This window comes from Hymenobacter sp. DG01 (assembly GCF_006352025.1).
GTDB lineage: Bacteria > Bacteroidota > Bacteroidia > Cytophagales > Hymenobacteraceae > Hymenobacter.
This window is the reverse complement of record NZ_CP040936.1, coordinates 1,268,959-1,294,086: the sequence shown is the minus strand read 5'-3', so window position 1 is coordinate 1,294,086 and position 25,128 is coordinate 1,268,959. Positions and strand designations below refer to the sequence as shown.

Annotated in this window: 19 protein-coding genes and 1 pseudogene; 16 read left to right on the top strand and 4 right to left on the bottom strand. The window is 60.8% G+C overall.

Annotated elements, in window-relative coordinates:
- Window positions 1-192 precede the first annotated feature (192 nt).
- Window positions 193-1,491: a tyrosine--tRNA ligase gene (gene tyrS, locus FGZ14_RS05495; protein ID WP_139922013.1), complete on the bottom strand. Its 1,299-nt coding sequence runs from the start codon at window positions 1,489-1,491 to the stop codon at window positions 193-195.
- A 222-nt stretch (window positions 1,492-1,713) separates the two neighbouring features.
- Between tyrS and holA the strand changes: the two genes are divergently transcribed.
- The 5 genes from holA (at window position 1,714) to FGZ14_RS05470 (ending at window position 8,218) form a co-directional block, all read left to right on the top strand.
- Window positions 1,714-2,790 carry a DNA polymerase III subunit delta gene (gene holA / locus FGZ14_RS05490; protein WP_139922012.1) on the top strand — a complete coding sequence of 359 codons (1,077 nt, stop codon included), beginning with the start codon at window positions 1,714-1,716 and terminating at the stop codon, window positions 2,788-2,790.
- Between the two features lie 477 nt (window positions 2,791-3,267).
- On the top strand, window positions 3,268-3,729 hold the full coding sequence (locus FGZ14_RS05485) for an MbcA/ParS/Xre antitoxin family protein (protein WP_257883347.1): 462 nt from the start codon (window positions 3,268-3,270) through the stop codon (window positions 3,727-3,729).
- A gap of 10 nt (window positions 3,730-3,739) precedes the next feature.
- Window positions 3,740-4,201 carry an RES family NAD+ phosphorylase gene (locus FGZ14_RS05480; RefSeq protein ID WP_139922010.1) on the top strand — a complete coding sequence of 154 codons (462 nt, stop codon included), beginning with the start codon at window positions 3,740-3,742 and terminating at the stop codon, window positions 4,199-4,201.
- A gap of 231 nt (window positions 4,202-4,432) precedes the next feature.
- A complete protein-coding gene (locus FGZ14_RS05475; RefSeq protein ID WP_139922008.1) occupies window positions 4,433-7,786 on the top strand; it encodes a DEAD/DEAH box helicase in 3,354 nt (1,117 codons plus the stop codon).
- 150 nt (window positions 7,787-7,936) lie between these two features.
- Window positions 7,937-8,218: a hypothetical protein gene (locus FGZ14_RS05470; protein ID WP_139922006.1), complete on the top strand. Its 282-nt coding sequence runs from the start codon at window positions 7,937-7,939 to the stop codon at window positions 8,216-8,218.
- 31 nt (window positions 8,219-8,249) lie between these two features.
- Here the strand turns inward: FGZ14_RS05470 and FGZ14_RS05465 are convergent.
- From FGZ14_RS05465 to FGZ14_RS05455, 3 genes and pseudogenes are all read right to left on the bottom strand, one after another.
- A pseudogene (locus FGZ14_RS05465) lies at window positions 8,250-8,995 on the bottom strand (IS5 family transposase).
- A 210-nt stretch (window positions 8,996-9,205) separates the two neighbouring features.
- Window positions 9,206-10,900 carry an alpha/beta fold hydrolase gene (locus FGZ14_RS05460; RefSeq protein WP_139922003.1) on the bottom strand — a complete coding sequence of 565 codons (1,695 nt, stop codon included), beginning with the start codon at window positions 10,898-10,900 and terminating at the stop codon, window positions 9,206-9,208.
- An 81-nt stretch (window positions 10,901-10,981) separates the two neighbouring features.
- The gene (locus tag FGZ14_RS05455) at window positions 10,982-11,620 is read right to left on the bottom strand and encodes a hypothetical protein (RefSeq protein ID WP_139922001.1); all 639 of its coding nucleotides are present in this window, start codon (window positions 11,618-11,620) and stop codon (window positions 10,982-10,984) included.
- A gap of 324 nt (window positions 11,621-11,944) precedes the next feature.
- Between FGZ14_RS05455 and FGZ14_RS05450 the strand changes: the two genes are divergently transcribed.
- The 11 genes from FGZ14_RS05450 (at window position 11,945) to trmB (ending at window position 25,122) form a co-directional block, all read left to right on the top strand.
- A complete protein-coding gene (locus tag FGZ14_RS05450) occupies window positions 11,945-12,226 on the top strand; it encodes a transposase (RefSeq protein ID WP_139921999.1) in 282 nt (93 codons plus the stop codon).
- Complete coding sequence (locus FGZ14_RS05445) at window positions 12,223-13,125, top strand: IS3 family transposase (RefSeq protein WP_139920978.1); 903 nt, start codon at window positions 12,223-12,225, stop codon at window positions 13,123-13,125. The genes FGZ14_RS05450 and FGZ14_RS05445 overlap by 4 nt, the downstream gene beginning before the upstream one ends.
- A 121-nt stretch (window positions 13,126-13,246) precedes the next feature.
- A complete protein-coding gene (locus FGZ14_RS05440; protein WP_139921998.1) occupies window positions 13,247-13,705 on the top strand; it encodes a hypothetical protein in 459 nt (152 codons plus the stop codon).
- A 198-nt stretch (window positions 13,706-13,903) separates the two neighbouring features.
- Window positions 13,904-17,164 (top strand): tetratricopeptide repeat protein, encoded by a 3,261-nt coding sequence (locus FGZ14_RS05435; RefSeq protein WP_257883346.1) that lies wholly within the window; start codon window positions 13,904-13,906, stop codon window positions 17,162-17,164.
- A 188-nt stretch (window positions 17,165-17,352) separates the two neighbouring features.
- The gene (locus FGZ14_RS05430; protein ID WP_139921996.1) at window positions 17,353-19,038 is read left to right on the top strand and encodes a hypothetical protein; all 1,686 of its coding nucleotides are present in this window, start codon (window positions 17,353-17,355) and stop codon (window positions 19,036-19,038) included.
- 187 nt (window positions 19,039-19,225) lie between these two features.
- Window positions 19,226-20,488 carry an SPOR domain-containing protein gene (locus FGZ14_RS05425; protein ID WP_139921994.1) on the top strand — a complete coding sequence of 421 codons (1,263 nt, stop codon included), beginning with the start codon at window positions 19,226-19,228 and terminating at the stop codon, window positions 20,486-20,488.
- A 110-nt stretch (window positions 20,489-20,598) separates the two neighbouring features.
- The gene (locus FGZ14_RS05420; protein WP_110979255.1) at window positions 20,599-21,333 is read left to right on the top strand and encodes a MotA/TolQ/ExbB proton channel family protein; all 735 of its coding nucleotides are present in this window, start codon (window positions 20,599-20,601) and stop codon (window positions 21,331-21,333) included.
- Window positions 21,334-21,438: 105 nt separating this feature from the next.
- Window positions 21,439-21,849 carry a biopolymer transporter ExbD gene (locus FGZ14_RS05415; protein ID WP_110979256.1) on the top strand — a complete coding sequence of 137 codons (411 nt, stop codon included), beginning with the start codon at window positions 21,439-21,441 and terminating at the stop codon, window positions 21,847-21,849.
- A 165-nt stretch (window positions 21,850-22,014) separates the two neighbouring features.
- Window positions 22,015-22,911 (top strand): energy transducer TonB, encoded by an 897-nt coding sequence (locus FGZ14_RS05410; RefSeq protein ID WP_139921992.1) that lies wholly within the window; start codon window positions 22,015-22,017, stop codon window positions 22,909-22,911.
- A 104-nt stretch (window positions 22,912-23,015) separates the two neighbouring features.
- Window positions 23,016-24,317 carry a folylpolyglutamate synthase/dihydrofolate synthase family protein gene (locus FGZ14_RS05405; protein ID WP_139921990.1) on the top strand — a complete coding sequence of 434 codons (1,302 nt, stop codon included), beginning with the start codon at window positions 23,016-23,018 and terminating at the stop codon, window positions 24,315-24,317.
- A gap of 142 nt (window positions 24,318-24,459) precedes the next feature.
- Entirely contained in the window at window positions 24,460-25,122 is a 663-nt protein-coding gene (gene trmB, locus FGZ14_RS05400) for a tRNA (guanosine(46)-N7)-methyltransferase TrmB (RefSeq protein ID WP_139921988.1), read from the top strand.
- The last annotated feature ends 6 nt before the right edge of the window (window positions 25,123-25,128 follow it).

The following is a 25,128-nucleotide window of genomic DNA, read 5'->3' as shown; positions in this document are numbered from 1 at the left end:
TTGCCGGGCATCCTGCGCTGCCTGCGTCAAGTTCTTCTCTCCGGGCAACCGGTCCGGCTACCCCTCGCTGCTTACCCAAACCTTGCCGATCCGCCGCTTTTGCTCTCGGCTCAGGGCTCGGGCTGCTCTACAAAACAAAACCCCTGATACCGGCCGGCATCAGGGGTTTTAAGCATTTTAGGAGGGTAGGAGCTATACTACCTTGATGAGGTAGTAGTTCTTCTTGCCCTTCTGGGCCACAATGTACTGACCCAGCAGTAACGGCACTTCCGCGGCCTGCTGCTCCAGGGTAGCTTTGCTGCGGTTGAGGCTCACGCCGCCCTGTTGGATCATCTTCTTGGCTTCGCCCTTAGAAGGGAAGATGATGCTGTTAGTGGCTTCGCTCAGCAGACCAACGACGTTTTGCTCCGCTAGGGCGGCGCGGGATACTTCTACGCGCGGCACGCCGGCAAATACATCCAGCAGGGTTGCTTCGTCGAGCGTAGCCAGGTCGCCGCCCCCAAATAGCACCTGGGAGGCCGCCAGGGCCGCCTCGTAGGCCGCCTGGCCGTGCACCCGGATGGTGACGTCCTGGGCCAGGGCTTTCTGCAGGGTGCGCAGGTGCGGAGCTTGGGCGTGCTCAGCTTCCAGAGCTTCGATTTCCGGCTGGGGTAGGAGCGTGAACACCCGGATCAGGCGGGGCACGTCGGCGTCGGCGGCGTTGAGGAAGAATTGGTAGAACTGGTAGGGCGAGGTCATGGAGCCATCCAGCCACACGGTACCGGTTTCACTCTTCCCGTATTTGGTGCCGTCGGCCTTGGTGATGAGCTGGCCGGTGAGGGCGTAGGCTTTGCCCTCGCCGCCCGACATGCGCCGGATCAGCTCGGTGCCCGTGGTGATGTTGCCCCACTGGTCCGAAGCGCCCATTTGCAGGGTGGTGCCCAGCTCTTTGTAGAGGTGGTAAAAGTCGTAGCCCTGCAGCAGCTGGTAGCTGAACTCGGTGTAGCTGATGCCCTCGGCCCCGGACTCCTCGTTGCCCCCAATGCGGCGCTTTACTGAGTCCTTGGCCATCATGTAGTTCACGGTGAGGTGCTTGCCTACCTCACGCAGGAACTGCAGGAAGCCAAACTCCTTGAACCAGTCGTAGTTGTTCACCACGCGGGCACCGGTAGGCGAGTCGTCGAACACCAGGAACTTCTCCAGCTGAGCCCGGATACCGGCCTGGTTGCGGCGCAGGGCTTCTTCATCCAGCAGATTCCGCTCCGCTGACTTGCCCGAGGGGTCACCAATCATGCCGGTGGCGCCGCCTACCAGGGCTAGAGGGCGGTGGCCGGCGCGCTGCAGGTGCACCAGCAGCATAATAGTAGCCAGGTTGCCGATGTGCAGGGAAGGCGCGGTGGGGTCGAAGCCGATGTAGCCGGTGATGGGCGCGTTCTGGCGCAGGTGTTCGTCGGTACCGGGCATCATGTCGTGAAACATGCCCCGCCAGCGCAGTTCTTCTATTAAATCCACTGAGTGAATGGGTGAGTGAGTGAATGAGTGAGTTGGCCCTGGCAAACCAGGGAGGCTGCCAGCAGGCCCAGCTAGTACTCCTTGAGAAACCAGCTGAGGCCTATCACAACTGGACAAAGGTAGCAGTACCTTTGCTTTTTGAGAGTGAAAATCACCGGCTGCTTTCGTTGAAAGGACGCCCTGCCACCCACTTCACTCATTCACTCCTTTACTCATTCACCCTTGACCCTCACCGCCGACGAAATTCTGAAGCAGCTCCAGCAGCGGCAGTTTGCGCCCGTGTACTTTCTGCAAGGGGAGGAGCCGTACTATATTGATCTGGTAGCCGATCTGCTGGAAAAAACCGTGCTGCAGGAGCACGAAAAAGGCTTTAACCAAGTAGTGCTCTACGGCAAGGACACCGACGTGGCCGGCATCCTGAACCAGGCCAAGCGCTTCCCCATGATGGCCGAGCGCTCCGTGGTCATTGTGAAGGAAGCCCAAGCCGTAGCTGATCTGGAAGCCGAAAAAGCGTGGCCGTTTCTGGAGGCCTACCTCAAGAATCCGCTGCAAAGCACAGTGCTGGTTTTCTGCTACAAGCACAAAACCCTGGATGCCCGCAAAAAGCTGGGCAAGCTGCTCACCGGCGACAAAAACAACCCCGCACCTGCCGGCACGGTGCTGCTTACTAGCAAAAAGCTCTACGACAACCAGGTGGCGCCCTGGCTCACGAACTACGTGCGCTCGAAAGGCCAGCAGATTACGCCCCAGGCTACCAACATGCTGGCCGAATACATTGGGGCGGAGCTGGGCAGGCTCACGAACGAGGTCGATAAGATGCTTATTAACCTGCTGCCCGGCCACAGCATCGATGAGGACCTGGTGCAGCGCATGGTGGGCATCAGCAAGGAGTACAACATCTTCGAGCTGCAGTCGGCGCTTATTCGCCGCGACGTGCTCAAGGCCAACCGCATTCTACTCTATTTCGAGGCCAACCCCAAGAACAACCCGCTCATCCCGAACCTGACGCTGCTGTTCAATTACTTCTCGCGCCTGCTGGCCCTGCATCAGCTGCCCAACCCCACCGAAGCCGACTGGAAGCGCCTGAACCTCGCCAACGCCTACGCCCGCCGCGACTACCAAACCGGTCTAAAAGTGTTCAACTTCGAGCGCACCCGCGACATCGTCCACCTTATCCGCCGCGCCGACGCCCAAAGCAAAGGCATCGACTCGGGCTCCATGACCGATGGCGAAATTCTGCGGGAACTGATATGGCTGATTCTGCACCCTGTGCCTCTGCACGCGGTAGCGGGGATGTAGGGAACGGTTTAGTAGGCCAAGGAAATGTGTGAAAATTGCTTCTTGACAGGTTTTTATGAATTTGCTACGTGGCAGGATTTTGAAGTATTTGAGAAGAAATTGTTGAGCCAACAGTTGGTTCTTATCCAGCGGCCAGGTGAGGAGGCGACTTTGGAGAATAAGCGCCATTATCAGTGTGGTAGCTGCCAGGACGTATGGGTGCTGTCAGAGCCAGAAAACTCTTGGCGTGGTTATTTCCTACCAGAAAAGTCAGCTGTTAGGTACAGCAACAAGCTGAGCGCGCAGGACAAGTTCAGGCGTGTAGGTTGCCTCGCCTCACTATTCTTGTTCGTAATATTCGTCTTATTGAAGTGGATTATCTGAACACACTAGACTTCGGTGATTAAGTAGCTGTGGTGCGAGAAAAGAACCAAAGGAAAAAATTCCGCGTTAATTGGAAAAATTTCCCTACGTTCGACCTGTTAAACCAACACACCTATGGCTGCTGCTGCTCATCCTCCTAAAATTACCGCCACCATGCCCGCCGCCCTGCGCAAGAAGTGGGCAGCCTGGGGGCAAGCGGGCCAAGATGCGTTTGCCTTGGTAATGGAAGCGCGCAAAGGGGTGCCGGCCGCCACGGCGTTTGAGGTAGCGGAGGCGTTTCAGTTGCAGGCCAACGAGCTGGAAGCCATCTACGAGCTTTCCACGAAAACCCTGCGCACGTATTCGCAGGAAAAGAAAACCCTGAGCGTTGCCAGCAGCGAGAAGACCCTGAAGATTATCAGCCTCTATAACTTGGGGCTGGAAGTATTCGGGGAGGCGGCCGCGTTTCTGCGCTGGCTGGATAAACCCGCCCACGGCCTCGACCAGGAGGTGCCGCTGCGGCTGTTGGAAACCAGCGGGGGGATTGATCTGGTAGCCGAGGAACTGACCCGTATTGCCTACGGCGACTTATCCTAGCCCCTCCGGTATGCTGGTATACCGCATCTGCCTGGCCAAATACGCCGATGACCTGTTTGCCTCCGGCTACCGGGCGCGCTGGAATTACAAAGACCAATTCGTGATTTACACGGCCTCTTCGCGGGCGCTGGCCTGCCTTGAGAACGTGGTGCACCGAAGCGGAGAGGGGCTCAACGACCAGTTCCGGGTGTTGGTGATTGACGTGTCCGACGATCTGGTAATTGAAGAAATAGACTTGACCCAACTACCCAAAAACTGGGAAAAAGCCAGCCGCTACGCTCTCTGTCAGCCTCTGGGCGCGGCCTGGTACACGGCACGCCAGTCGGCGGTGCTGCGAGTGCCTTCGTCCATCATCCCGCAGGAGTACAACTACATCCTCAACAGCCGCCATCCCGAGTTCAAGCGCATTCAGATAGTAGGGCGGGAAGAATTTAGCTTTGACGCCCGCATTAAAGCCGCGGAGGTGGGGTAGAGGCGCGTATTCGCGTCTCGCCGCCAGCACGACTGATACCAGCCGTCATTTCGGGCAGCGCGAGGAATCTGATTTCACCAGCTGGCGTCTGACGAAACAGGCTCTGAATTGTGGAATACATCATCTGAGTTAAGCGAGTTGAAGTCTGAACCCGATTCCTCGCGCAGCTCGGAATGACAATCTAAACAACGAAAGGCGAGAATACGCGCCTGAACCACCGAAGCGGGAGCAATGCCCAACACGCCGGAGCCACCTTACGAACACCAGTTCACCTTTCCCGGGCTCACTATTCCGGACCTGACCAGCGCCATCATCGAGCAGCATGGCGGCGCTGACATGCTACCAGAGAGCCGGGCCCTGAATGCGGTGGTCCCTGAAGAATTAACCGTTAATCATGGAAGGTTTAGCCTGGGCGGCGGGCTAGGGCCAGAGGTCGTCGTAAGCCAGAGCGCAGACCTGGTACTGCAATGCACATGCGCCGCCCTCGGCGGGCATTTGTGTGCGCATGAGGCGCTGGTGCTGCTGGCCCTGGTGCAGCGCCGGGAGCTGCGGATTTTCTTTGATGCCTCGCTGCGCCAAAGTCGCCTGCGCACCGTGGCGCGGGACTACGGGCTGGAGCAGCAACCCAACCTCGACAAACATTTCCAGCTGACCTACGCCGAAGGGCAAACCAGCATCACGCCCCGCCAGCCGGAACTGCTACCCCTCACGGCCGCCAGTAAGCAGGAGTTGGTGCGCCAACTGCTGCCCGAGAAACGGCAGCTGCCCTCGGCCGGGCCCGCCGCCACGCGCGCCGTACTACTCACCCGCCACCGCTACTACGGCCACCTGACCCTGCAACTCATCGAAGCCGAAACCACCGCCGCGGGCAAGCTGAAAAACCCGCTGACTACCCTCAACCCGCTGGATGGCCTCTGGAATATTCAGGACCCCGAAGTGCTCAAGTTTTACACCGGCCTGGCGCGCTTCCAGCATAACTATGAGGAAGAACGGTCGGCTCAGGCGCTGGAGGCGCTGCGGGCGGTAGTGAAAAACCCGCTGGGGCTGCCCGTGTACGCCCACCAAGCCGCCCAGGGCGAGAAGCCCACGGCCCAGTCGGTAGTGCCGGTGTGGGTGCATCGGGCCCGGTTGGAACTGCGCTTACTAGTGACGGAGCAGGGCGAATTTTACCGCGTGTCGGGCCAGCTCAGCGTGCTGGATCAGCTGCTGGATTTGAAAGACGTGACTATTCGCTACGACTATTTCGTGGCCGTGCACGACAACTTGTACCTGCTCGATGACCTGGACGTGTGGCGGGTGGTGGAGTTTTTCAAGAAGCGCAGCAACACCCTGCTGCTGCACCAGAGCAAGTTTCCGGAGTTTCAGCAGGACGTGCTGGCCGGCCTCGAAGACAAGCTCCACATTCACTACACCTACGTGCGGCCCGCGACGCCCCAGCAGCTGGCCCTGGGTGGGTACCAGGAAGAACCCAGGCCGCTGCTTTACCTCTCTGAGGCCGGCGCGCACGTAGAGGTGCTGCCCGTGATGCGCTACGGCGAGCGGGAAGTGTCGGTGCTTTCGCGCAAGCAACTCCAGGACACGGACGCCCTGGGCCAGACCTTTGCCGTGACTCGCGACGCGGCGGCCGAAACCCGACTGCTAAAGGCTCTGCTGCGCCACTACCCCCATTTTGAGGAGCAACTCCACCTCGATGCCCTGTACGTATCGAAAAAGCAGTTTCTGGACGAGGACTGGTTTCTGGAGGCCTTTGAGGACTGGCGCACCCAGGGCATTACTATTTTAGGTTTCAACCAGCTCAAGGGCAATAACCTCAACCCACACAAGGCCCGGGTTACGGTGCAGGTGAGCCGGGAAACGAACTGGTTTGACACCAAACTGGGCGTGCGCTTCGGCAAGCAGCACGCTACCCTGCCCCAGCTTTACCAGGCCGTGCGCCACCAGCGCCGCTACGTCACCCTCGACGACGGAACCCGCGGCATCCTACCCCAGGAGTGGCTTGATAAGTTCACCCGCTACTTTGCCGCTGCCGAGGTAGTAGAAGACCAGCTGCGCACGCCCGCCGTCAACTTCGCGGCCGTGGAGGAGCTGTATCAGCCCGAAGAACTCACCCCCGAGGCCCGCACCCAACTCGCTGACTACCGCGCCGCCCTGGCCGATTTTGGCGGCATTCAGGCCGCGCCCGTGCCGGCGGGGCTGCAGGCTACCCTGCGCGACTATCAGCACCAGGGCCTGAACTGGCTGAATTTCCTGGATACCTTCCACTTTGGGGGCTGCCTGGCCGATGATATGGGCCTGGGCAAAACCCTGCAGGTATTGGCGTTTCTGCTGCTCCAGCGCGAAAAAGGGGAGCGGTCCGCCAGTTTGGTAGTTGTACCCACTTCCCTGGTGTTTAACTGGCAGGCCGAGGTAGCGAAGTTCGCGCCCACGCTGCGGGTGCATACCCTGCACGGAGCCAGCCGCACCAAGCACACCGCAGAATTCGACGGCTACGATATCGTGCTGACTACGTATGGCACGCTGGTAGCCGACGTACGCGCCCTGCAGAGCTACCAGTTCAACTACGTGATTCTGGACGAGGCCCAGGCCATTAAAAACCCCGACTCGCAGCGCTATAAGGCGGCGCGCCGGCTGCAGGCCCGCAACCGGCTGGTGCTCACGGGTACGCCCCTGGAAAACAACACCTACGACATCTACGGGCTGCTGTCCTTTGCCTGTCCGGGTTTGCTGGGAAGCCGGGCCCACTTCAAGGCCCACTTCGCTACCCGCATTGATAAGTTCAAGGACGACAGCCAAGCGCGGGTGCTGCAGCAGAAAATCCGGCCCTTTGTGCTGCGCCGCACCAAAGCCCAGGTAGCCCCCGAGCTGCCCGACAAAACCGAAATGGTGCTCTACTGCGACATGGGCCCCGAGCAGCGCCGGGTGTACGAGGCCTGTAAGGAAGATTACCGCAACCTGCTGCTAGGCCGCCGCGAAGACGTGCTCGGTAAAGACCATATGCACCTGTTGCAGGGCCTCACGCGCCTCCGGCAAATCTGCAACTCGCCCGCCCTGCTCCCCGACGGGCCCGATTACGGGGCGGCCTCGGCCAAGCTGGAAGTGTTGCTGGAGGAGCTGCAGAACCACGCGCCCCAGCACAAAATCCTCATCTTCTCCCAGTTCGTGGGCATGCTCGATCTAATCCGGCCCATGCTGGAAGCTCACGACATTCCCTACCAGCAGCTCACCGGCCAAACCCGCCACCGGGCCGCGGCCGTGCAGGAGTTTCAGCAGAACGAGCAGGTGCGGGTGTTTCTCATCAGCCTGAAAGCCGGCGGCACCGGCCTCAACCTCACCGAGGCCGACTACGTGTACCTGGTAGACCCCTGGTGGAACCCCGCCGTGGAAAACCAGGCCATTGACCGCGCCTACCGCATCGGGCAAACCAAGAAGGTAGTAGCCGTGCGCCTTATCTGCCCGCGCACCGTGGAGGAGAAAATCATGCAGCTCCAGCAAACCAAGCGCGAGCTGGCCCAGGACCTCATCCGCACCGACGCCGCCCTGCTGAAAACCCTCTCGAAGCAAGAGCTGCTTGAGTTGTTTGCGTAATCTTGTCATTCCGACGCAGGAGGAATCTGGGTTTCGGTTAAGAAGGTAACCCAGATTCCTCCTGCGTCGGAATGACAGGTGGTTTGGCATCAGGCCCGTAACTTGGCCCTACCGGTTATCCGCTCTCCATTATTTTTCCTATCCCATCCCATGCCCGAAACTTCCACCATGCAAGTGCTCGACATCATTGTTATGTCGCCGAAGGAAACCTTTCTCGTGGGCCGGCTCGACGGACCCATGAAGCCCGGCCCGTGGGAGTTGCGCCTGAACGAGGAGGTAGTAGCCACCCTGGATATCACCGGCGAGGCCCAGATTGAAGCCGGCCGCAAAGGCAAGCTCCAGCCGCCCCGCGTGGCCGTGAGCCGCACGCCCGTTGAGAAAAGCCGCTTCGACTTCACCCGCGACGAGGTGACGCTGGTGCGCCAGGGGTAGGGCTAGCCTAGGCAGACCGTACTAGGAAGTGTTAACAATCACGTAACCAGACGACGGTTGCCGCGAGATGGATGAAGGCCAAGAAATGGGCATCGAGCTTATCGTAGCGCGTGGCGACGCGGCGAAACTGCTTGAGGCGGCTGAAGAGCCGCTCCACGGCGTGGCGCTGGGCGTAGCGGGCCGCGTCGTAGGCCCGCGGCTGGCGGCGGTTTCGCCGGGGCGGAATCACGGCCTGCGTGCCGCGGGCGGCTAGCGCGGCCACCAGCGGGTCCGAGTCGTAGCCGCGGTCGGCCACCACATAAGCCGGCGCCAGGCCCTCCAGCAAGGGCAAGGCCTGCGGGGCGTCGTGGCTGTGGCCCGCCGTCAGGCGGCAGCGCCGCGGCCGGCCGCGCGCATCGGCGGCCAGGTGCAGCTTGCATGTCAGCCCGCCGCGCGAACGGCCGAGGGCTTGCGGCCCGTTTTTTTGCGCGCGCCGCTCGCGTGCTGGTGCGCCCGCACGGTGGTCGAGTCCACCAGCAGCGTGTGCAGGGCGGCCTCGTCCTGTACGGCTTCGAACACGCGTTGCCACACGCCCGAGGCGGCCCAGCGCTGGAAGCGCGTGTACGTCGTGTGCCAATTGCCGCGCTCTTTCGGCAGCGCCCGCCACCGGGCCCCGTTGCGCGCCAGCCACAGCACGGCCTCCACGAACTGCCGGTTGTCGCGCCCTCGCCCCCCGCTCGTGCCCGGCCGGCCCGGCAGCAGCGGCGCTAGCCGCGCCCATTGTGCCTCGGTTAACATCTGCTCCATACCGCAAGATATTCACTGTTAACACTTCCTAGATAGAGAATATGTCATGCTGAGCTTGGCGAAGCATCTCTACCTCTGGCTAAGTCCCACTGTGAGGACGAAGCAGTAGAGATGCTTCGCCAAGCTCAGCATGACACGAAGTAGTTGGATTAAGCATGACCTTGTTTATGAGCTATTCAAGCAGTCTGACTGGATAAGCCGCTAGCGTTGCTGCAGGAACCGCAGCACGGCTTTATTAAATGCCTCCGGGGCCTCTTGGGGAGCGTAGTGGGTGGTGTTGGGAAAGATAACCAGCTCGCTATGGGGCAAGGCCTTCGCCAGGGCCCGGCTATGCGCTTCCAGAATTACGTCGTGCTGACCGGCCATGACCAGGGTAGGAGCCGCTACCCCCTGCAGCTCGGCAAACGTCAGCTGGGGCTCTTGCAGCAGGATGCGCAGTAAGCGCGTACGGTTCAGATCTGGGGCGGGGAGCTGCTGTTCTTCCCGCAGCTGCCGGCGCAGAAGCGCCAGGAAATCGGGCTCAATGGCCTCGGGCGTGGGAAACATGTTGGCTCCCATGACGGCCAAGCGCCGCACGTACGCGGGGTGGCGGAGCGCCAGCGTCAGGGCCGTGTTGCCCCCGTCGCTCCAGCCTAGAATATCGACCTGGCGCAGGCCCAGCGAGTCGAGCAGCTGGCGCATATCCTCCGCAAACAGGTCGTAGGTGAAGTCGGCGGTGGTGTGGTCCTGGCTGCGGCCCTGGGCGCGGGTGTCCACGGCAAGTACCTCGAAGTGCTGAGCTAGCTCACCAATCTGGCGCTGGAAGGCAGCAATGGATTGGCCATTGCCGTGCAGAAGCAGGAGTGGGGTACCCTTCCCGTACCGCTCGTAGTACAGCCGTCCGCCCTTCACGGCTACGTAGCGGCCCGCTTGCGCATTTTCGCCGTAGAGATGGGGGTTGGTGAGGCCCGGCAGGGTAGGCGCCGCGAGGTAGCGCAGATACCGCAGGCTGTCGGGTAGTTCGTAGTCGGCAGCAGGGGAAGTGGGTGCGGTTTTACTAGCACCGTAAGAATCGGCAGTGAGGTAGAAGCTGAGGTAGCTGGCCTTCAGTTGCTGCCAGGCCGCCTGGCTTTTGTTGCGGGTCAGGATGCTGTGGCCCGGCGCGGGTACGGCCGATATGCCAAAAGCCTTCGGGCTGCCTTCCTGGGCCTCGCTCTGCAGCCACTGGATGGTTACGGCTACCTCCCGCTGGCCCTGCAGCTGCACCTGGTAGGGCGAAAGATCCACCCGCACCCAACCGCGGGGCTGGGTCACGTCGAAGCGTACATCCTGCCGGAGTAGGGGCTGGTCGGGCAGGCCGTCTTTTACACTGTATAGGTTCAGCCGGAACTTCACGGACTTGAACCGGTTGAAGGCCACGTGCATGTTGAAGTCGCGCAGGCGGCAGTCTTTGTCAAGGCCGATGATGGTGCCCTGCTCTTTGGCCAGGGCGTCGCTTACTAACCCAGCCTCGGTGTACAGGCTGGCCCCCATCAGCGAGGAGCTGCTGGTGCGGCCAAACGTCTTGGTTTTCACCTTGCCCGGCCGCACCGTCACGGCCGCCAGGCTAACGCCGCTGGGGCGCAGGCGCACTACCTGCCCGGCGGCCTGCAACGTAGCGGCGGCAACGGTGGTCGACTGGTAGCCCACGCACGAAACAACTACGGGTTCGGCTAGGTCGGTAGGGGTAGTAAACTGGAAACGCCCCTGCTCATCGGCCACCGTCCCGAGCGGCTTGCCTACTACGCCCACCGAGGCAAAGGGTACCCGCGCCTGGGTCTGTGCATCCAGCACGGTGCCTTGCAGCAGGGTTTGGGCAAGTACATGGGGGGTAGTAACTAAACTCAGCAGGCAAAGCAAACTCGTAAACAGACGCATGGAAGGGAGGTAGGGACTTGGCTAAGGGAGCCGCACGGCGGAAAGAAAGTTGCCTTTAGCTACCCAAGCACCCGGTTTGGCTTAGTATCGCTCCTCGTTGCGTGCCGAGCTCAACTCGATAAGATATTCGCAGGCTTTGCGGAAACCATCCCGCTTATCTGGGCTATGGCGAAAAACCATGTGGTAGCCGTTGGCTTGGTGGGATTCGAATACCCAATAAGCCCCATCCGTTGCGGGAGATAACTCGCAAGGCGGCAATTGCTGAAAGCTACTAGTCGCTAGCAGCTGTTCGACCTGTTGCCACTGCCGCGGCGTAATAGAATGAACATTCTCTAGCTGAGGTAGTGGCTCCGCTGGACGGTTATGCTCGGCTAGTTCGCGCTGCACCTTTGGGTTTTTGCGTTTTGCATCGAAATCCTGTTGTAATCGTGCAGCTTCAGCTTGCGAGGCGGTAGGTGGAACGAACAGAATTTGCTCAAGCCTGGGCGCTGTAGCCGATTTAGTGAGAAACTGGGTCCGTAACGTGGCGCCGCCGGTCTGCTGAGTTAGCGTCAGCAGTACGGGCCGGTGGAAGGAGCGCAGCCACAGAAACCGGTAGGTATCGTTGCCCAGGTAATAGTTCGACAATACTGGAGCCTTAAAGAAAAACAGATTGGCCGAGGCAGAAACCAACGCCATCTGACAGTAAGCGGTCTGCGAATACTGCATTTTGTCCGTCAACTGATCAACAGATGATAAAGCTGCCGGAAAATAAAATGTGGTCGTATCCCGGGGCCGGCCCTGCGCATCGGAAATGGCGGGGTTTTATGGGTAGGCGGGGGTAGGAGAAATAGGAGCAGAGGCCCCACCGAAGAAGAGGCCGGTAAGCCCGGCGAACAAAGCAGAATAGAACCGTTGCATAGAGCTATATAGGAAATAGGTTCTCTAAACACGGCAGAACCCTCGGGTTTTCTACACTAAACCAGCCGCGTACCGACTTAAAATCGGTTGAGCTTTGAGGTGGTCTAGTTAGAGGAGAGAGAATTGGGTGGTAATTTCCGACCCATGGACAAGACTGATAAGCGCCGCAAATACGACGAGGCCTTCAAAGCCGAAGCCCTGCGCGTGGCCCGTGAGAGCCGCTCGGCGCAGGCGGCGGCCCGCGCCCTCAACATTCGCCCGAAGCTGATTTGTGAGTGGCAAAAAGCCGCCCAACCGCCGCTGCCCGCCGACCCGGCCGAGGCCGCCGAGGTGCGCCAGCTGCGGGCCGCCAACCGGCGGCTGGAGCAGGAGCTGGAAATTTTAAAAAAAGCCATCGCCATCTTCTCCACCCCACCTGCCCGATGAGCTGCTGGCAATTTATTGACCAGGAGCGTACTAGCTACGCGGTTGAGTTGCTCTGCCGGATGCTGCAGGTGTCCGCCAGCCGCTACTATGCCTGGCGCAAGCAGCAGCAGCCCACCCCGGCTCAGCCGACGGCAGCGAACTGGGAAGAGGCGCTGAAAGAAGCCTTCGGCCAGCACAAACGTTGCTACGGCACCCGCCGCTTACGGGTCGAGCTGCAAGCCCAGGGCCACTGCGTGGGCCGCCAGCGCCTGCGCTCGGCCATGCGGCGGCATGGGCTGCGGGCCTTGCAGCCCCGCGCCTACACCCCGCGCACCACCGATTCGACCCACGGGCTGCGCTGCGCGCCCAACCGGCTGCTCGACCAGCCCAAGCCAACCACGCCTAACCGGGTCTGGGTCAGCGATATCACCTACCTGCCGCTGGCCTCGGGGCAATGGGCCTACCTGTGCGCCTTTCAGGACGCCTGTACCCGGCAGGTGGTCGGGTGGCGGGTGCTCGATACGATGCCCGAAGAGCTGGTCACCAGTGCCTTACGCCAAGCCCTGCTGGCCCGTCGGCCCGCCCCCGGCCTGGTGGTGCACTCGGACCGCGGCGGGCAGTACTGCGCCAACACCTACCGCGCCCTGCTCGACCAGTACGGCTGTCAGCGCTCGCAGAGCCGCCGCGCCGAATGCCTGGACAACGCGCAGGCCGAGAGCCTGTGGTCGCGGCTCAAAACTGAGGAGCTGGGGCCGCGCGAGTGGCCCGTGTTCCGCGACTTAGCCGACGCGCAGCACAGCGTGGCCACTTATTTCGACTACTACAACCACGAGCGCCGGCATTCAGCACTCGCGTATCAGACCCCGCAAACCTTTTACCTCCAACAACTTAAAAATACCGCCCTATTCTCTACGCTCTAACTGGACCACCTCACTTTTCACTACATTTAGCGGCGCCAGTAGCAGTCCAAACACGCTCTAACAACTAAGTAGCGCTATTAGTAAGGGAAGTAACTAGCTCTGATTTTTACCGGAAATAAAGATGAATAAGTATTTGCACTACGGGACTTTGCTCCTCCTAAGCGCGGCAATGCTAGGCGCTTGCCAAAAAATGGTGGATGAGGAACAGAAAGGCGTTTTTATCATTAACAATCAATCCGGCCAGGACCTTGAACTGAAAATATACAGCACCAGCAACCGGCAGCGGTTGCCCTTGATTCTGCGGCTGCCTAATGCCGCTAGTATAGAGCGTGTCAGCTACGGTGGGGCGGGTAATATTGCTTATCCTGAATTGTTTTCGCAGGGTGATTCCGTTCGGCTGCTATTCCAGGACGGGAAGCAGTTGCTGCACTATTGCCCCCAGGCCCAGCAGATCAACGGCCAGTGCCTACCTGCTCGCAACCTTCTAGCCCTGAATCAATACCAAGTGGAGGCCTTGAGTGAACATACTAGTCGGTTCAACTACACAATAACCGCTGCGGACTACGCTTTGGCGCGTTAAAAATCAGGTGACAACAGAGTGAAACGAGAGGGGAAACCTGAGCTGCCGATCCGCTTCTGTACACCAAACCGACCGCGCACCGCGTTACCACCGGCAAAAAGGGCCGTTTCCGGGCAACCTCGGCCGAACTTTTCGCTACTTTTGGCTGATTCCCGGTGCCCTGGCGGCGCCGGCCTCCCTTGTGCGTAACGCTTTCTGATGAAACTATTCCCCCGCCTGGCGCTGGCCGCCTCCCTTTCCGCTGCCGCCCCCCTGGCCGCGCAGGCCCAGCAAACGCAGGTGTTCACCGCCGACGAACGCCACTACCAGGAAGGCCTCGAACTCTTCGACCGCGGCAAGTACGGCGCGGCCCAGCAAGCCTTCCAGCGCTACCTCGACCAAACCCGGCGCCGCACCGGCGAGCTGGCCCCAGGCCGCACCACCGATGCCGAGTACTACTACGCCGTGTCGGGCCTCTACCTGTTCCACCCCGATTCGGAGTCGCGCATTCTGGCTTTTGCCACCAACAACCCGGCCCACCCCAAAGCCGCCCAGGCCTATTTCGAGCTGGGCAAGTTCTACTTCGATAAGAAGGACTATGTGAAGGCCATTGACTACCTGCAGAAGGTAGGGCCCGACAACCTCAGCGACGACCAGCGGGCCGAGGCCGAGTTCAAGCTCGGCTACGCCTATTTCGCCCAGAAGGAATTCGACAAGGCCAAGCTGCAGTTTGACCGCAACAAGGCCGGGGCCAGCGAGTACCGCTACGCCAGCTCCTACTACGCCGGCTACCTGGCCTACCGCGCCGGCGACTACGCCGGGGCCCGCAAGGACCTGGCCGTGGCCGAGCAGAACGACGCCTACAAGCCCGTGGTGCCGGCCGTGATGTCGCAGATTTACTACAAGGAGGGCGACTACGAAGGCCTGATTACCTACGGCACCCAGGCCCTGCAGCAAACCCCGCCGCCCCAGAGCGCCGACGAAATTCAGCTGTTGGTGGGGGATGCCTATTACCAGAAGGAAGATTTCAAGCAGGCCGCCGAGTATTTTGATAAGTACGCCGCCGGCCGCAAGAACATCGACCCCAAGGTGCAGTACAAAATCGGGTACGCCAACTTCAAGCAAGGCGACTTCAAGGGCGCCATTGGTAGCCTGAAGGGGGTAGCGGCCCGCCGCGACTCCCTGGGCCAGAACGCCGCCTACCACCTGGGCCTGAGCTACCTGAAAACCAGCCAGAAGCCGCTGGCGCTGAACTCATTCGATGCGGCCCGTAAGGTGACGTTCGATAAGGTCATCACCGAAAACGCGACCCTGAAGTATGCCCAGGTAAACTACGAGCTAGGCAACACCCAGGAAGTTATTGCCGCCCTGCGCGACTTCTCCAAGCGTTTTCCCCGCTCCAAAAACCAGGCGGCCGCCGACGACATTCTGAGCGAGAGTTTCCTGAACTCCTCCGACTACGCCCAGGCCCTCAACTACCTCGATAACCTCGACGAGCGGAGCACCAAGCTCAACGCCACCTACCAGCGCGTGGCCTACCTGCAGGCCGCTACCCTCTACAACAACAACCGCTACCAGGACGCGCTGCCCGTGCTGGACAAGAGCCTGAAGTACCCCCAGGACGACGCCCTGCGCGCTGCCGCTCAGGTGCTGAAAGGCGAAATCTATAGCTACGGCCAGCAGTACCAGCCTGCCATTACAGCCTACACGGCGGCCGCGCGCACGGCCCGCACCGGCTCGGCTTCGGAAACCGACTTCGACCAGAAAGCCCGCTACGGCCTGGGTTACGCCTACTACAACACCAAGCAGTACGACCGGGCCCGCCAGCAGTTCCAGGCCTGGCTCCAGGACCCAGTAGCTAAGCCCGCCGACCCGAACTACTACGACGTGACCCTGCGCCTCGGCGACACTTACTACGTAGCCAAGCAGTACCAGCAGGCCCTGGATCAGTACAACAAAGTCATTCAGGCCAACGCCGCCGACAAGGACTACGCCTACTACCAGAAGAGCGTAACGCTGGGGCTGATGGGCCGCCGCGAAGAAGCCAGCAGCACCCTGAGCACTCTGCTGAAAACTTCGCCTACCTCGCGCTACGCCGACGACGCGGTGTACCAGCAGGCCCAGCTCGACTTCGAGGCCGGCTCGTTTCAGCCCGCCGTGGAGGGCTTCTCCCGCCTGATTACCAACCGCCCCAACTCCCCCCTGATTCCGCAGGCCCTGCAGAAGCGCGGCGTGGCCTACCAGAACCTGGAGCAGCACGCCAAGGCGGCCGAGGACTTCAAGCGTGTGCTCAGCCAGTACCCGCGCACGAAGGCGGCCGGCAGCGCCATCTACAGCCTGCAGGAAAGCCTTTCGGCCCAGGGCAAAACCGAGGAGTTCGATCAGTACCTGGCCCAGTTCAAGCAGCAGAACCCCGACAGCAAGGCCACCGAAAGCGTAGAGTTTGAGGCCGCCAAGTCCTTGTACCTGGCGGAGAAGTACGCCCAGGCCATTCCGCGCCTGGAAAGCTACCTGCAGCAATATCCCAGCACCACCCTGGCCGCCGATGGCCGCTACTTCCTGGCCGATGCCTATCTGCGCACAGGCCGCAAAGCCGACGCCCTGCCCCGCCTGAAGGCCGTGGTAGAGGAAGGCAAGAGCGAGTTTGTGAACCGTGCCGTGGGCCGGGTGGCTGATCTGGAGTTTGAAAACAAGAACTACTCCGAAGCAGCCCGCTATTACAGCCGCCTGCGCGAAGTGTCCCAGAACAAGCGGGAGGTAGCCAACGCCGGTATCGGGCTGATGAAGAGCTACTACGAGGCCGGCGACCTGGAAGGCACCCGCCGGGTAGCGCAGGAGCTGCAGGCTCAGGGCGGGGCTTCCCTCAACGCCACCAACCTGGCCTTGCTGTATATGGGCAAAGCCAGCTACAAAGCCGGCAGCCTGGAGCAGGCCATTGGCGAGCTGACCACGGCCGCCAACACGGCCAAGGATGAAAGCGGGGCCGAAGCCCAGTACCTCATTGCCAGCGCCCTCTACCAGCAGAAGAAGTACCCCGAAGCCCTGGATGCGGCCTACAAGAGCAACTCCGATTTCGCCAACTACGATTTGTGGCTGGGACGGGCCTTCCTGCTGATTGCCGACGTGTACAAGGAGCAGAACGAAATCTTCCAAGCCCGCGCCACGCTCAACTCCATCATCGACAACAAATTCCCGGTAGCGGAAATTGTGGAGGGTGCTAAGCAGCGCCTGGCTGCCCTGCCCGCCGACCCGGCCGCCACGCCGGTCCCGAGCGCGCCCAAAACCCAGCCCAGCAAGACCACACCTGCTACCCCCAAGGCCACGCCCAAAACTACCACGCCGGCTACCAAACCAGCTACCGGTAAAACCACCAGCAAGCCTGCTACCGGCAAAACGTCGGTGCGCAGCTCCCTGGTGCCGAGCGAGGCCATGCCCACCGATTCTACAACCAACTCCACGGCCTCACCCCAGGAAGAGTAGCCGACCCCACCGTACTCCGTCCCGCAGCGAGCGGGACGGAGTACGGTGGGAATTTTCCTGAAGTATGTATTCAGGGAGAAGGTTGTAAATCATTTAAAGTCAGAAAATAATAGGAGAGGGGGTGGCAAGCAAGGATGAGCCTATGAGCATCATTCAGGATCCAAAACCCCAAGTCCCCAAGACCCTATATGAAGCATAAACTACTGGCCGCCGCGGCCCTGCTGACTACCACCGTTCCGGCTACGGATGCCTGGGCGCAGAAGACGCGCGGCAAGATTGAGGACGCCGAAATTGAGATTGTGAAGGAGCGGGTAAACGAGCTACCCGAGGCTACCCGCAACTTCGAGAAAGTAAAGATTGAAGCCCCGGCCAAAACCGGCGAGGCTGTCGGCTACACCTACCCCGACTTCCGCCTGCCAGCCGATAAGCTCAACCCCTCGGTGCGGGTACTCACCATTCGGCAAGAGGAGTTGGCCCCGCTCACGGGCAACTACCTCAAGGCAGCCCTGGGTAACTACGGCACGGCCTACGGCCGGGCTTACCTGCACAACACCCGCTCCGAAACAGCCTCCTACGGCCTCGACTTCCAGCACCTGTCGTCTTCCCGCGGGCCAGTTGACAAGAAGAACTCCAGCCAGGCCCAAACCAGCCTGGGCCTCAACGGGGAAACCTACAGCGGCCCCGTGGCGCTGGGCGCCAAAATCGACCTGGGGCGTGAGCGGTACAACTTTTATGGCTACAACCGCAACGTAGCCGATTTGCCCACCCAGGACAGCATCAAGCAGGTGTTCAAGCGTGCGGCCATCAAGGTGTACGCCCGCAACCGCGCCCAGGACGCCGCCTTCCAGTACGACTTCGGGCTGGGCTTCAACTACTGGAGCGACTACTACCAGGCCCGGGAAAGCAACGTGTACGCTACGCTGCGTTCGGGCTACCGCCTGGGCGAAACCAGCCGCGTGAGCATCAACGGCGACGTGTCGTTCCTGTCCCACAAGGACTCCCTGACCGTAAGCCGGCCCTTTGTGCAGGTAACGCCCGCCTACGAAGTGACCCTGAACCGGTTGGCCTTGTCGGTGGGCGCTACTCTGGGCTACACCGGCGACACCATTGGCAAGGCCCGACAGTTCAACGCCTACCCGGCCGTGCGCGTCGCCTACACCGTAACGGAGGATAAGTTCGTGGCCTTTGCGGGCCTGGGCGGCGCCATCCAGCGCGTGACGATGTACGACCTGACCACCGAGAACCCTTGGCTGGCTCCCAACGTACGCGTGGCCGATACGCGCCGCGGGCCTACCCTCTACTTCGGCTTCAATGCTACCCCGGCCCGGGCCCTGCAGGTAAACGCCCGCGTGACCCTGTCTAACGACCGGAACCTGTACTTCTACAACAACTCCCGCCGCGACTCCAGCAAGTTTGACCTGGTGTACGACCCCAAGGCTACCCAACTGATCAACGTGCACGGCGAAATTATTTACAACGCCGCCGAACAATTTCGCCTGGGCCTTAAGGCCGATTACAACGGGTACAACGTGAAAACGCTGGCTAAAGCCTACCACCGCCCGGCCTTCCAGTCGGTGCTGTTCGGCACGTATAACCTCTACGACAAGCTCCTGCTAGGAGCCGAGTTGTACACCTATAGTTCGAGCTACGGTACGGGCTACCGGCGGCCCACCACGGTAGGATTGCCCTTCGAAGCCGTGGTGCGCCCCACCGATACGGTCATCGACCTGAATCTGCGCGGAGATTACCGCATTATGGAAAATCTGTCCATATTTGCTCTGGGCAACAACCTCATCGGCAAGAAATACGAACGATTCCTGAACTACCCCGTGAAAGGAATCAACGTCCTGGCTGGTGTCACCTACGACTTTTAATCTGATCTGAAATTGATGCGGCGCGGCACTAGCCATCTGTCATCCTGAGCATAGCGAAGGACCTTATCACGCGAGAACAGCCAACGTAACAGCGTTCCGTTCTACTCTGATAAGGTCCTTTGCCGTGCCTGGGCTGCTACCTCCTTCCGGCGCTTCAACTTCTTCCCACCTCGCCTAATCCTCCAGAATGCTTTCTGACCATATCCGCACCTTGCTCCGGGACCATGACTGCGTCATCATCCCCGATTTTGGCGGCCTGATTGCCGATTATGCGCCCGCCCAGATTCATCCGGTGCGGCATACGCTGGCTCCGCCGGCCAAGCGCGTGGCCTTCAACCAGTCCCTGACCCGCAACGACGGGCTGCTGGTAGATGCCCTGAGCCGGGAGCTGAACGTGAGCACCGCCCAGGCCCGCCAACTGGTGCGCGAGGCCGTGGTACGCATGGAAACCGAGCTGGAAACCGGGCAGCGCACCGAGCTGCAGGGGGTAGGCGTATTCCGCCGGGCTCCTGGCCGTGGTCTGGATTTCGAGTACACCGGCGGTCAGAACCTGCTCAACGCCAGCTTCGGGCTGCCCGAGCTGGTGTCTCGCCCCGTGCGCGCAACGGACGCCCTGCTGGCCCGCGAGCGGCCGGTGGCAGCTCCGCTGTTGGCTTCGAGCCGTTCGGCACGGGCAGCCCGCGTCTTCCGCGTTATCGGCTCGGTGGCTATTGCCGGGCTGGTGCTGTCGGCCAACTACATCTTTGCCGATATGTTCGGCTACCTCCCCGAAAACCTGCGCCTGAACGCCCTGTCGGCTACCACGGCGGAGGCTCCGGCTGCTACCCCCACGCTGGCCGCCAAGCCGGTGCTGCGCCAGCAGGCTGACCTGGCAAATACCGCCCGGCCCTCGGAACTGGCCGCTACCCCCACGCCGGCCATAACAGCCGCCGAAGCCGCTGCTAACGACGAATGGGAGAAAGCCGCTACCCCGGCTGCCGCTCCCAAAGCCGCCGCCCTGAAGCCAGCCGCCAAGCCCGTTACTACCCCCACCAAGGCAGTTAAACCGGCTGTGAAGGCCACAGTACCTGCTTCGGCAATTAAGCCCGCCGTGACGGTAACCGGTGCACCGGTACAAACCGTAAAAGGCAAGCCCGCCGCTAAGCCCAAAGCACCGGGCTGGGAAAAAGCTGCCGCTACCAATGCAACCGCCGGGGCCTCGGCCGCGACAATTAAAAGCCGAACGGGCCGTTACTACATCGTAGCGGGCTCGTACACCAGCCTGGCTAACGCCGAGAAGGGCCGCCAGGCCCTGGTGCGCCTGGGTCACCCGGCCCGTGTGATTCTGCCCGCGCCCGGTAGCCGCCAGTACATGCTGTCCGTAGCCGACTATCCCGACCGGGCTTCGGCTGACCGTCAGGCCAGCATTCTGCGCAAGCGCATGGGCGACCTGTGGATTAAAAACTACTAACCAGAACTTGAATCAATAATTCGAAATCTTGAATAGCTAAAACGCTCAGGCAAAGCATTATAAGCCTCGGGTGTTTTAGCTATTCTTTTGCTTCTCACCGTATCCCACGCATGACGCACCTGCTCTCCCTGCTGCTGCAACTCCAGGTAGGCAGCGACGCGGCTCCCGCCGCTTCGCCCGCCGCTGCCGACTCGGCTGCTACCGCTGCCAATGCGGCCGCCAATGCCGCGCCCGGCCTCTCGCTTATCGACCTGATTCTGGCCGGGGGCTGGATTATGGTGCCGCTGTTCCTGCTCTTCTTCGTTTCGGTCTACATCATTCTGGAGCGCTACCTGACCATCCGCAAGGCCGGCGCCGTGCCCGAGTCGTTTATGCCGGGCATCCGGGGGCTGATGGTGAAAGGTGATTTGCAGGGAGCCAAAATGCTGTGCGCCCAGAACCCTACGCCACTGGCCCGCATGATTGAGAAAGGTATCCGCCGCATTGGCTTACCCCTCAAGGAAATCGAAACCAGTGTGGAAAACGTGGGGAAGATTGAAATTGCCCGCCTCGAGAAGAACATCAACGTGCTGGGCATTGTGGCCGGTATTGCGCCCATGCTCGGCTTCGTGGGTACGATTATTGGCGTAATCAAAATCTTCTACGCCATCAGCTCCACCGGCGACTTCGGTATTGCCCAGATTTCGGGTGGTCTGTACACCAAAATGGTAACCTCAGCGGCCGGCCTTATTGTGGGTATTGTGGCTCACATCGGCTATCACTGGCTCAGCATTATGGTGGAGCGCATGGTGTTCCGCATGGAAAACTCGGCCATCGAGTTCATGGACATTCTTCAGGATAACTAAAGGTGAGATGGTGAGTTGGTGAAATAGTGAGTTGACGTTCAGTTATTCCTATTCGCACCATGAGAACCTCAAAATCACCATTTCACAAGTTCACAATTTCACCGCATGGACCTCAGCCGGCGCCGCAAAGTTTCTTCCCACGTCGAGACCAGCTCGATGAACGACATCATGTTCTTCCTGATGCTGTTCTTCCTGATTGTCTCGACGATGGTGAACCCCAACGTTATTAAGCTTATGCTGCCTAACGCCCGCTCGGGCAAGCAGGCCATGAAGCAGCCCATTACGGTTTCCGTGGACGCGGCCGGAAAGTACTTCATTGACCGCCAGAACATCACCCCCGATCAGTTGGAGCCCGAGCTGGCTCGCCGCGTGCAGGGGTTGGAGAGCCCCACGGCTGTGCTGCGCGTAGATGCCTCACTGAACGTGCAGAAGCTGGTAGATATTCTGGAGGTAGGCAACCGCCTCAAGATTAAAATGGTAATGGCCACCCAGGCCCAGCAAGCGTCGGGTAAGTAGGCTGCCACCTCAGCCGGCGGCTCGTGAACCAGCTAAGCGGGTTCGGCCGTTATAGAAAACAATACAGCGCCCCGTCTGCCGTTTTTCGGAGCGGGGCGTATTGATTACCAGAAGCTGCCAGCTGGCTGTTGCCGGCGGGGTAGCCCTCTTAAAAAGACAAGTCCCATGGCAACCGAATATCGGGAAGAGCATCGGCGGGAAGCCCTCCTGGGCACGGTGATGATAAATGCGGCGCTGGCTGCCTTGTTCTTCTTTACCGTGTTCAAGGGTCCCGATCCGCCCCTGGAGGAGCTGGCCGGCGGCGACGGGGTAGAGCTAAACTACGGGGTGGATGAGGTAGGCTCCGGCGACATCCAGAGCCAGGCCCCCGCCAATGAGTCGAAGAACCGGGAGGACAGCCGCCCGCCCGCTTCGCAGCCTGACCCCACACCGCCCCGCCCCGTATCTCAACCCGACCTCACACCGCCCACTGAGCAGCGGGTAGTAACCAGTGAGGCCGAGGAAAGCCCCGTAACGGTGCCGCCCGCGAAAAAGGTAGCCGAGGCGCCCAAGGAAGAAGTGAAGCCTGAACCACCGCGTCCGAAAGTGGATCAGCGGGCCGTATTTACGCCGCGCGCCAACCGCGCTGATGGGGGTGGTAACGGCGTGAACGGTACCAGCAACGCACCTACCGGCAACAACAACGGCGACAACCCCGGCACTGTGGGCGACAAAGGCGACCCACGTGGCACCTACGGCGGTACCGCTTATTCTGGTGAGCCGGGCAAGGGTGGCCGCGGCACCAGCCCCGGTAGCGGCGGTTCCCTCAGCATGCCCGGGTGGGCCTTTGAAAATCAGCCGCGGGATGTTGATCCATCTGATGAAAGAGGCTCAGTTACCCTGAAGATTAAGATTGATGAAGATGGAAGCGTTGAAAGTGTCAGCATCTTCAAAAGCACTGTCTCCCGCAACGTAGCTGAGTTTTACCGGGCTATGGTGCAAAGAAAAGCTACGTTTCGCAGGGTTGCCGATGGCAGCGGAGGGGCTACCGGGACAGTGACCTATATCATTGGTGGACGCTAAGTAGCAGATTCTCACAAACTCAAACTGCCGCTCTGGGCTACCAGGGCGGCAGTTTGCAGTGACGGGACGTACCTTTGCGCCCTGAACTCCTCGCTTTCCTACCCATGACTTACCAGCAAACCCTCGACTACCTCTACCAGCAGCTGCCCATGTTTCAGCGGGTAGGGGAAGCGGGGTACAAGCCGGGGCTGGAGCGCACGGAGGCCCTGGCGGCGGCAATGGGCAACCCGGAGCGGAAGTTCAAAAGTGTGCACGTAGCGGGGACCAACGGTAAGGGCAGCTCCTCGAACCTGCTGGCGGCGGTGCTGCAGGCGGCCGGCTATAAGGTGGGTCTCTACACCTCGCCCCACCTCAAGGAGTTTACCGAGCGCATCAAAGTAAACGGCCAGGACCTAACCCCCGACTACCTGGTGGCTTGGGTGGAACGCTGGCGCGGGTACTTCGAGGAGGTGCAGCCCTCGTTTTTTGAAATGTGCGTGGCCATGGCCTTCGATTACTTTGCCGAGGAGCAGGTGGACATTGCCGTGGTAGAAGTCGGCCTGGGCGGGCGCCTCGATTCTACCAACATCATCCGGCCCCTGGTTTCCCTGATTACCAACATCAGCTTCGACCACCAGAACCTGTTGGGCCACACGCTACCCCTGATTGCCAGCGAAAAGGCCGGCATCATTAAACCAGGCGTGCCGGCCATCATCAGCCAGACCCAGCCCGAGGTAGCCCCGGTGTTCGAGCAGAAAGCTCAGCTAGAAAGCGCCCCGCTGCTGTTTGCCGATGACCAGTACCGCGCCGAGCTACTGCAGGAGCCTACCCCCGAGGACGACACGCAACGCCTGTGCCTGACTTACCAGAATGCGCCCTACCTGGAAGACGTAGAGCTAGGCCTGGTGGGCGACTACCAGCGCCTGAATCTGCCCGGCGTGCTGGCCGTGCTGGATGAGCTGCGCCGCCAGGGCTTCGAGATACCCGAAGCGGCCGTGCGCGAAGGGCTGCGGGAGGTGGGTCGCCTCACCGGTTTCCGGGGCCGCTGGACCATCCTGGGCCGCCGGCCCCTGGTGGTCTGCGACACGGGTCACAACGAAGCGGGGATTCGCTTCATCACCGGGCAGCTGGCGCGGCTGCCGCAGCGGCAGTTGCACTTCGTGCTGGGGGTAGTAAATGACAAGGACGTGAGCAAGATGCTGAGCTTACTGCCCCGGCACGCTACGTACTATTTCTGCCAGGCTACTATTCCGCGGGCATTGCCGGCTGCAGAGCTGGCCGAGCGGGCCGCTGCTGTGGGACTACACGGCCAGGCGTATGGACCAGTGCCTACTGCCGTAGCCGCCGCGCGCGCCGCCGCCGCGCCCGATGATGTGGTCTTCATCGGGGGTAGTACTTTTGTGGTGGCCGAAATCGAAGGGCTGTAGCGCCTCTGGTGCTTCTAGGTCTTTGCACGAGACGGCCGCCTGATTTCCGGCGCTGCTTTCCCAAATCTGAGCACAAACGGAGTATTCCTACCTCCGTTGGTTGCTCGAACCCTCTCTTTCACTATTTCACCATTTCCTCGTTTTGAGTCGAGTTAAACTGAAGCGCTTCGCCGATAACGCCGAGCGCCCCGACGTAATTGAACCCGGTAAGGCTACCTACCAGCAGCTAGGCGGACGCTGGCACGAAGAGTTCTTCCGCAACCCTAACCCCATTACCCTGGAAGTGGGCTGCGGCAAGGGCGAATACACCGTGGGGCTGGCTGAGCGCTACCCCGAGCGCAACTTTCTGGGCCTCGACATCAAGGGGGAGCGAATCTGGCGGGGTAGCACCCGCGCCGAGTCCCTGGGCCTGACCAACGTGGGTTTCCTGCGCACTCGCGCCCACGATTTGCTCACGCATTTTGCGCTTGGCGAGCTGCACGAAATCTGGATTACCTTCCCTGATCCGCGCCCCCGCGACCGGGACATCAAGCGCCGCCTTACGGCTCCGCGCTTCCTCGACCTCTACCAGCAGGTACTGCGCCCCGGCGGCCTCGTCCACCTCAAAACGGATAACGAAGGTCTGTTCGATTTCTCCCTCGAAACCCTGCAGCAGCGGGCCGGCGCTACCATCCTCGCGCACACCAAGGACCTCTACGAAACCCCCGAACTGCTCCCGCACGCTGAGTACATCCAAACGACCTTCGAGCGTAAATACCGCACGCTGGGTGTGCCCATCAAGTACCTGCAGTTTCAACTGAGTTAGTGTTCG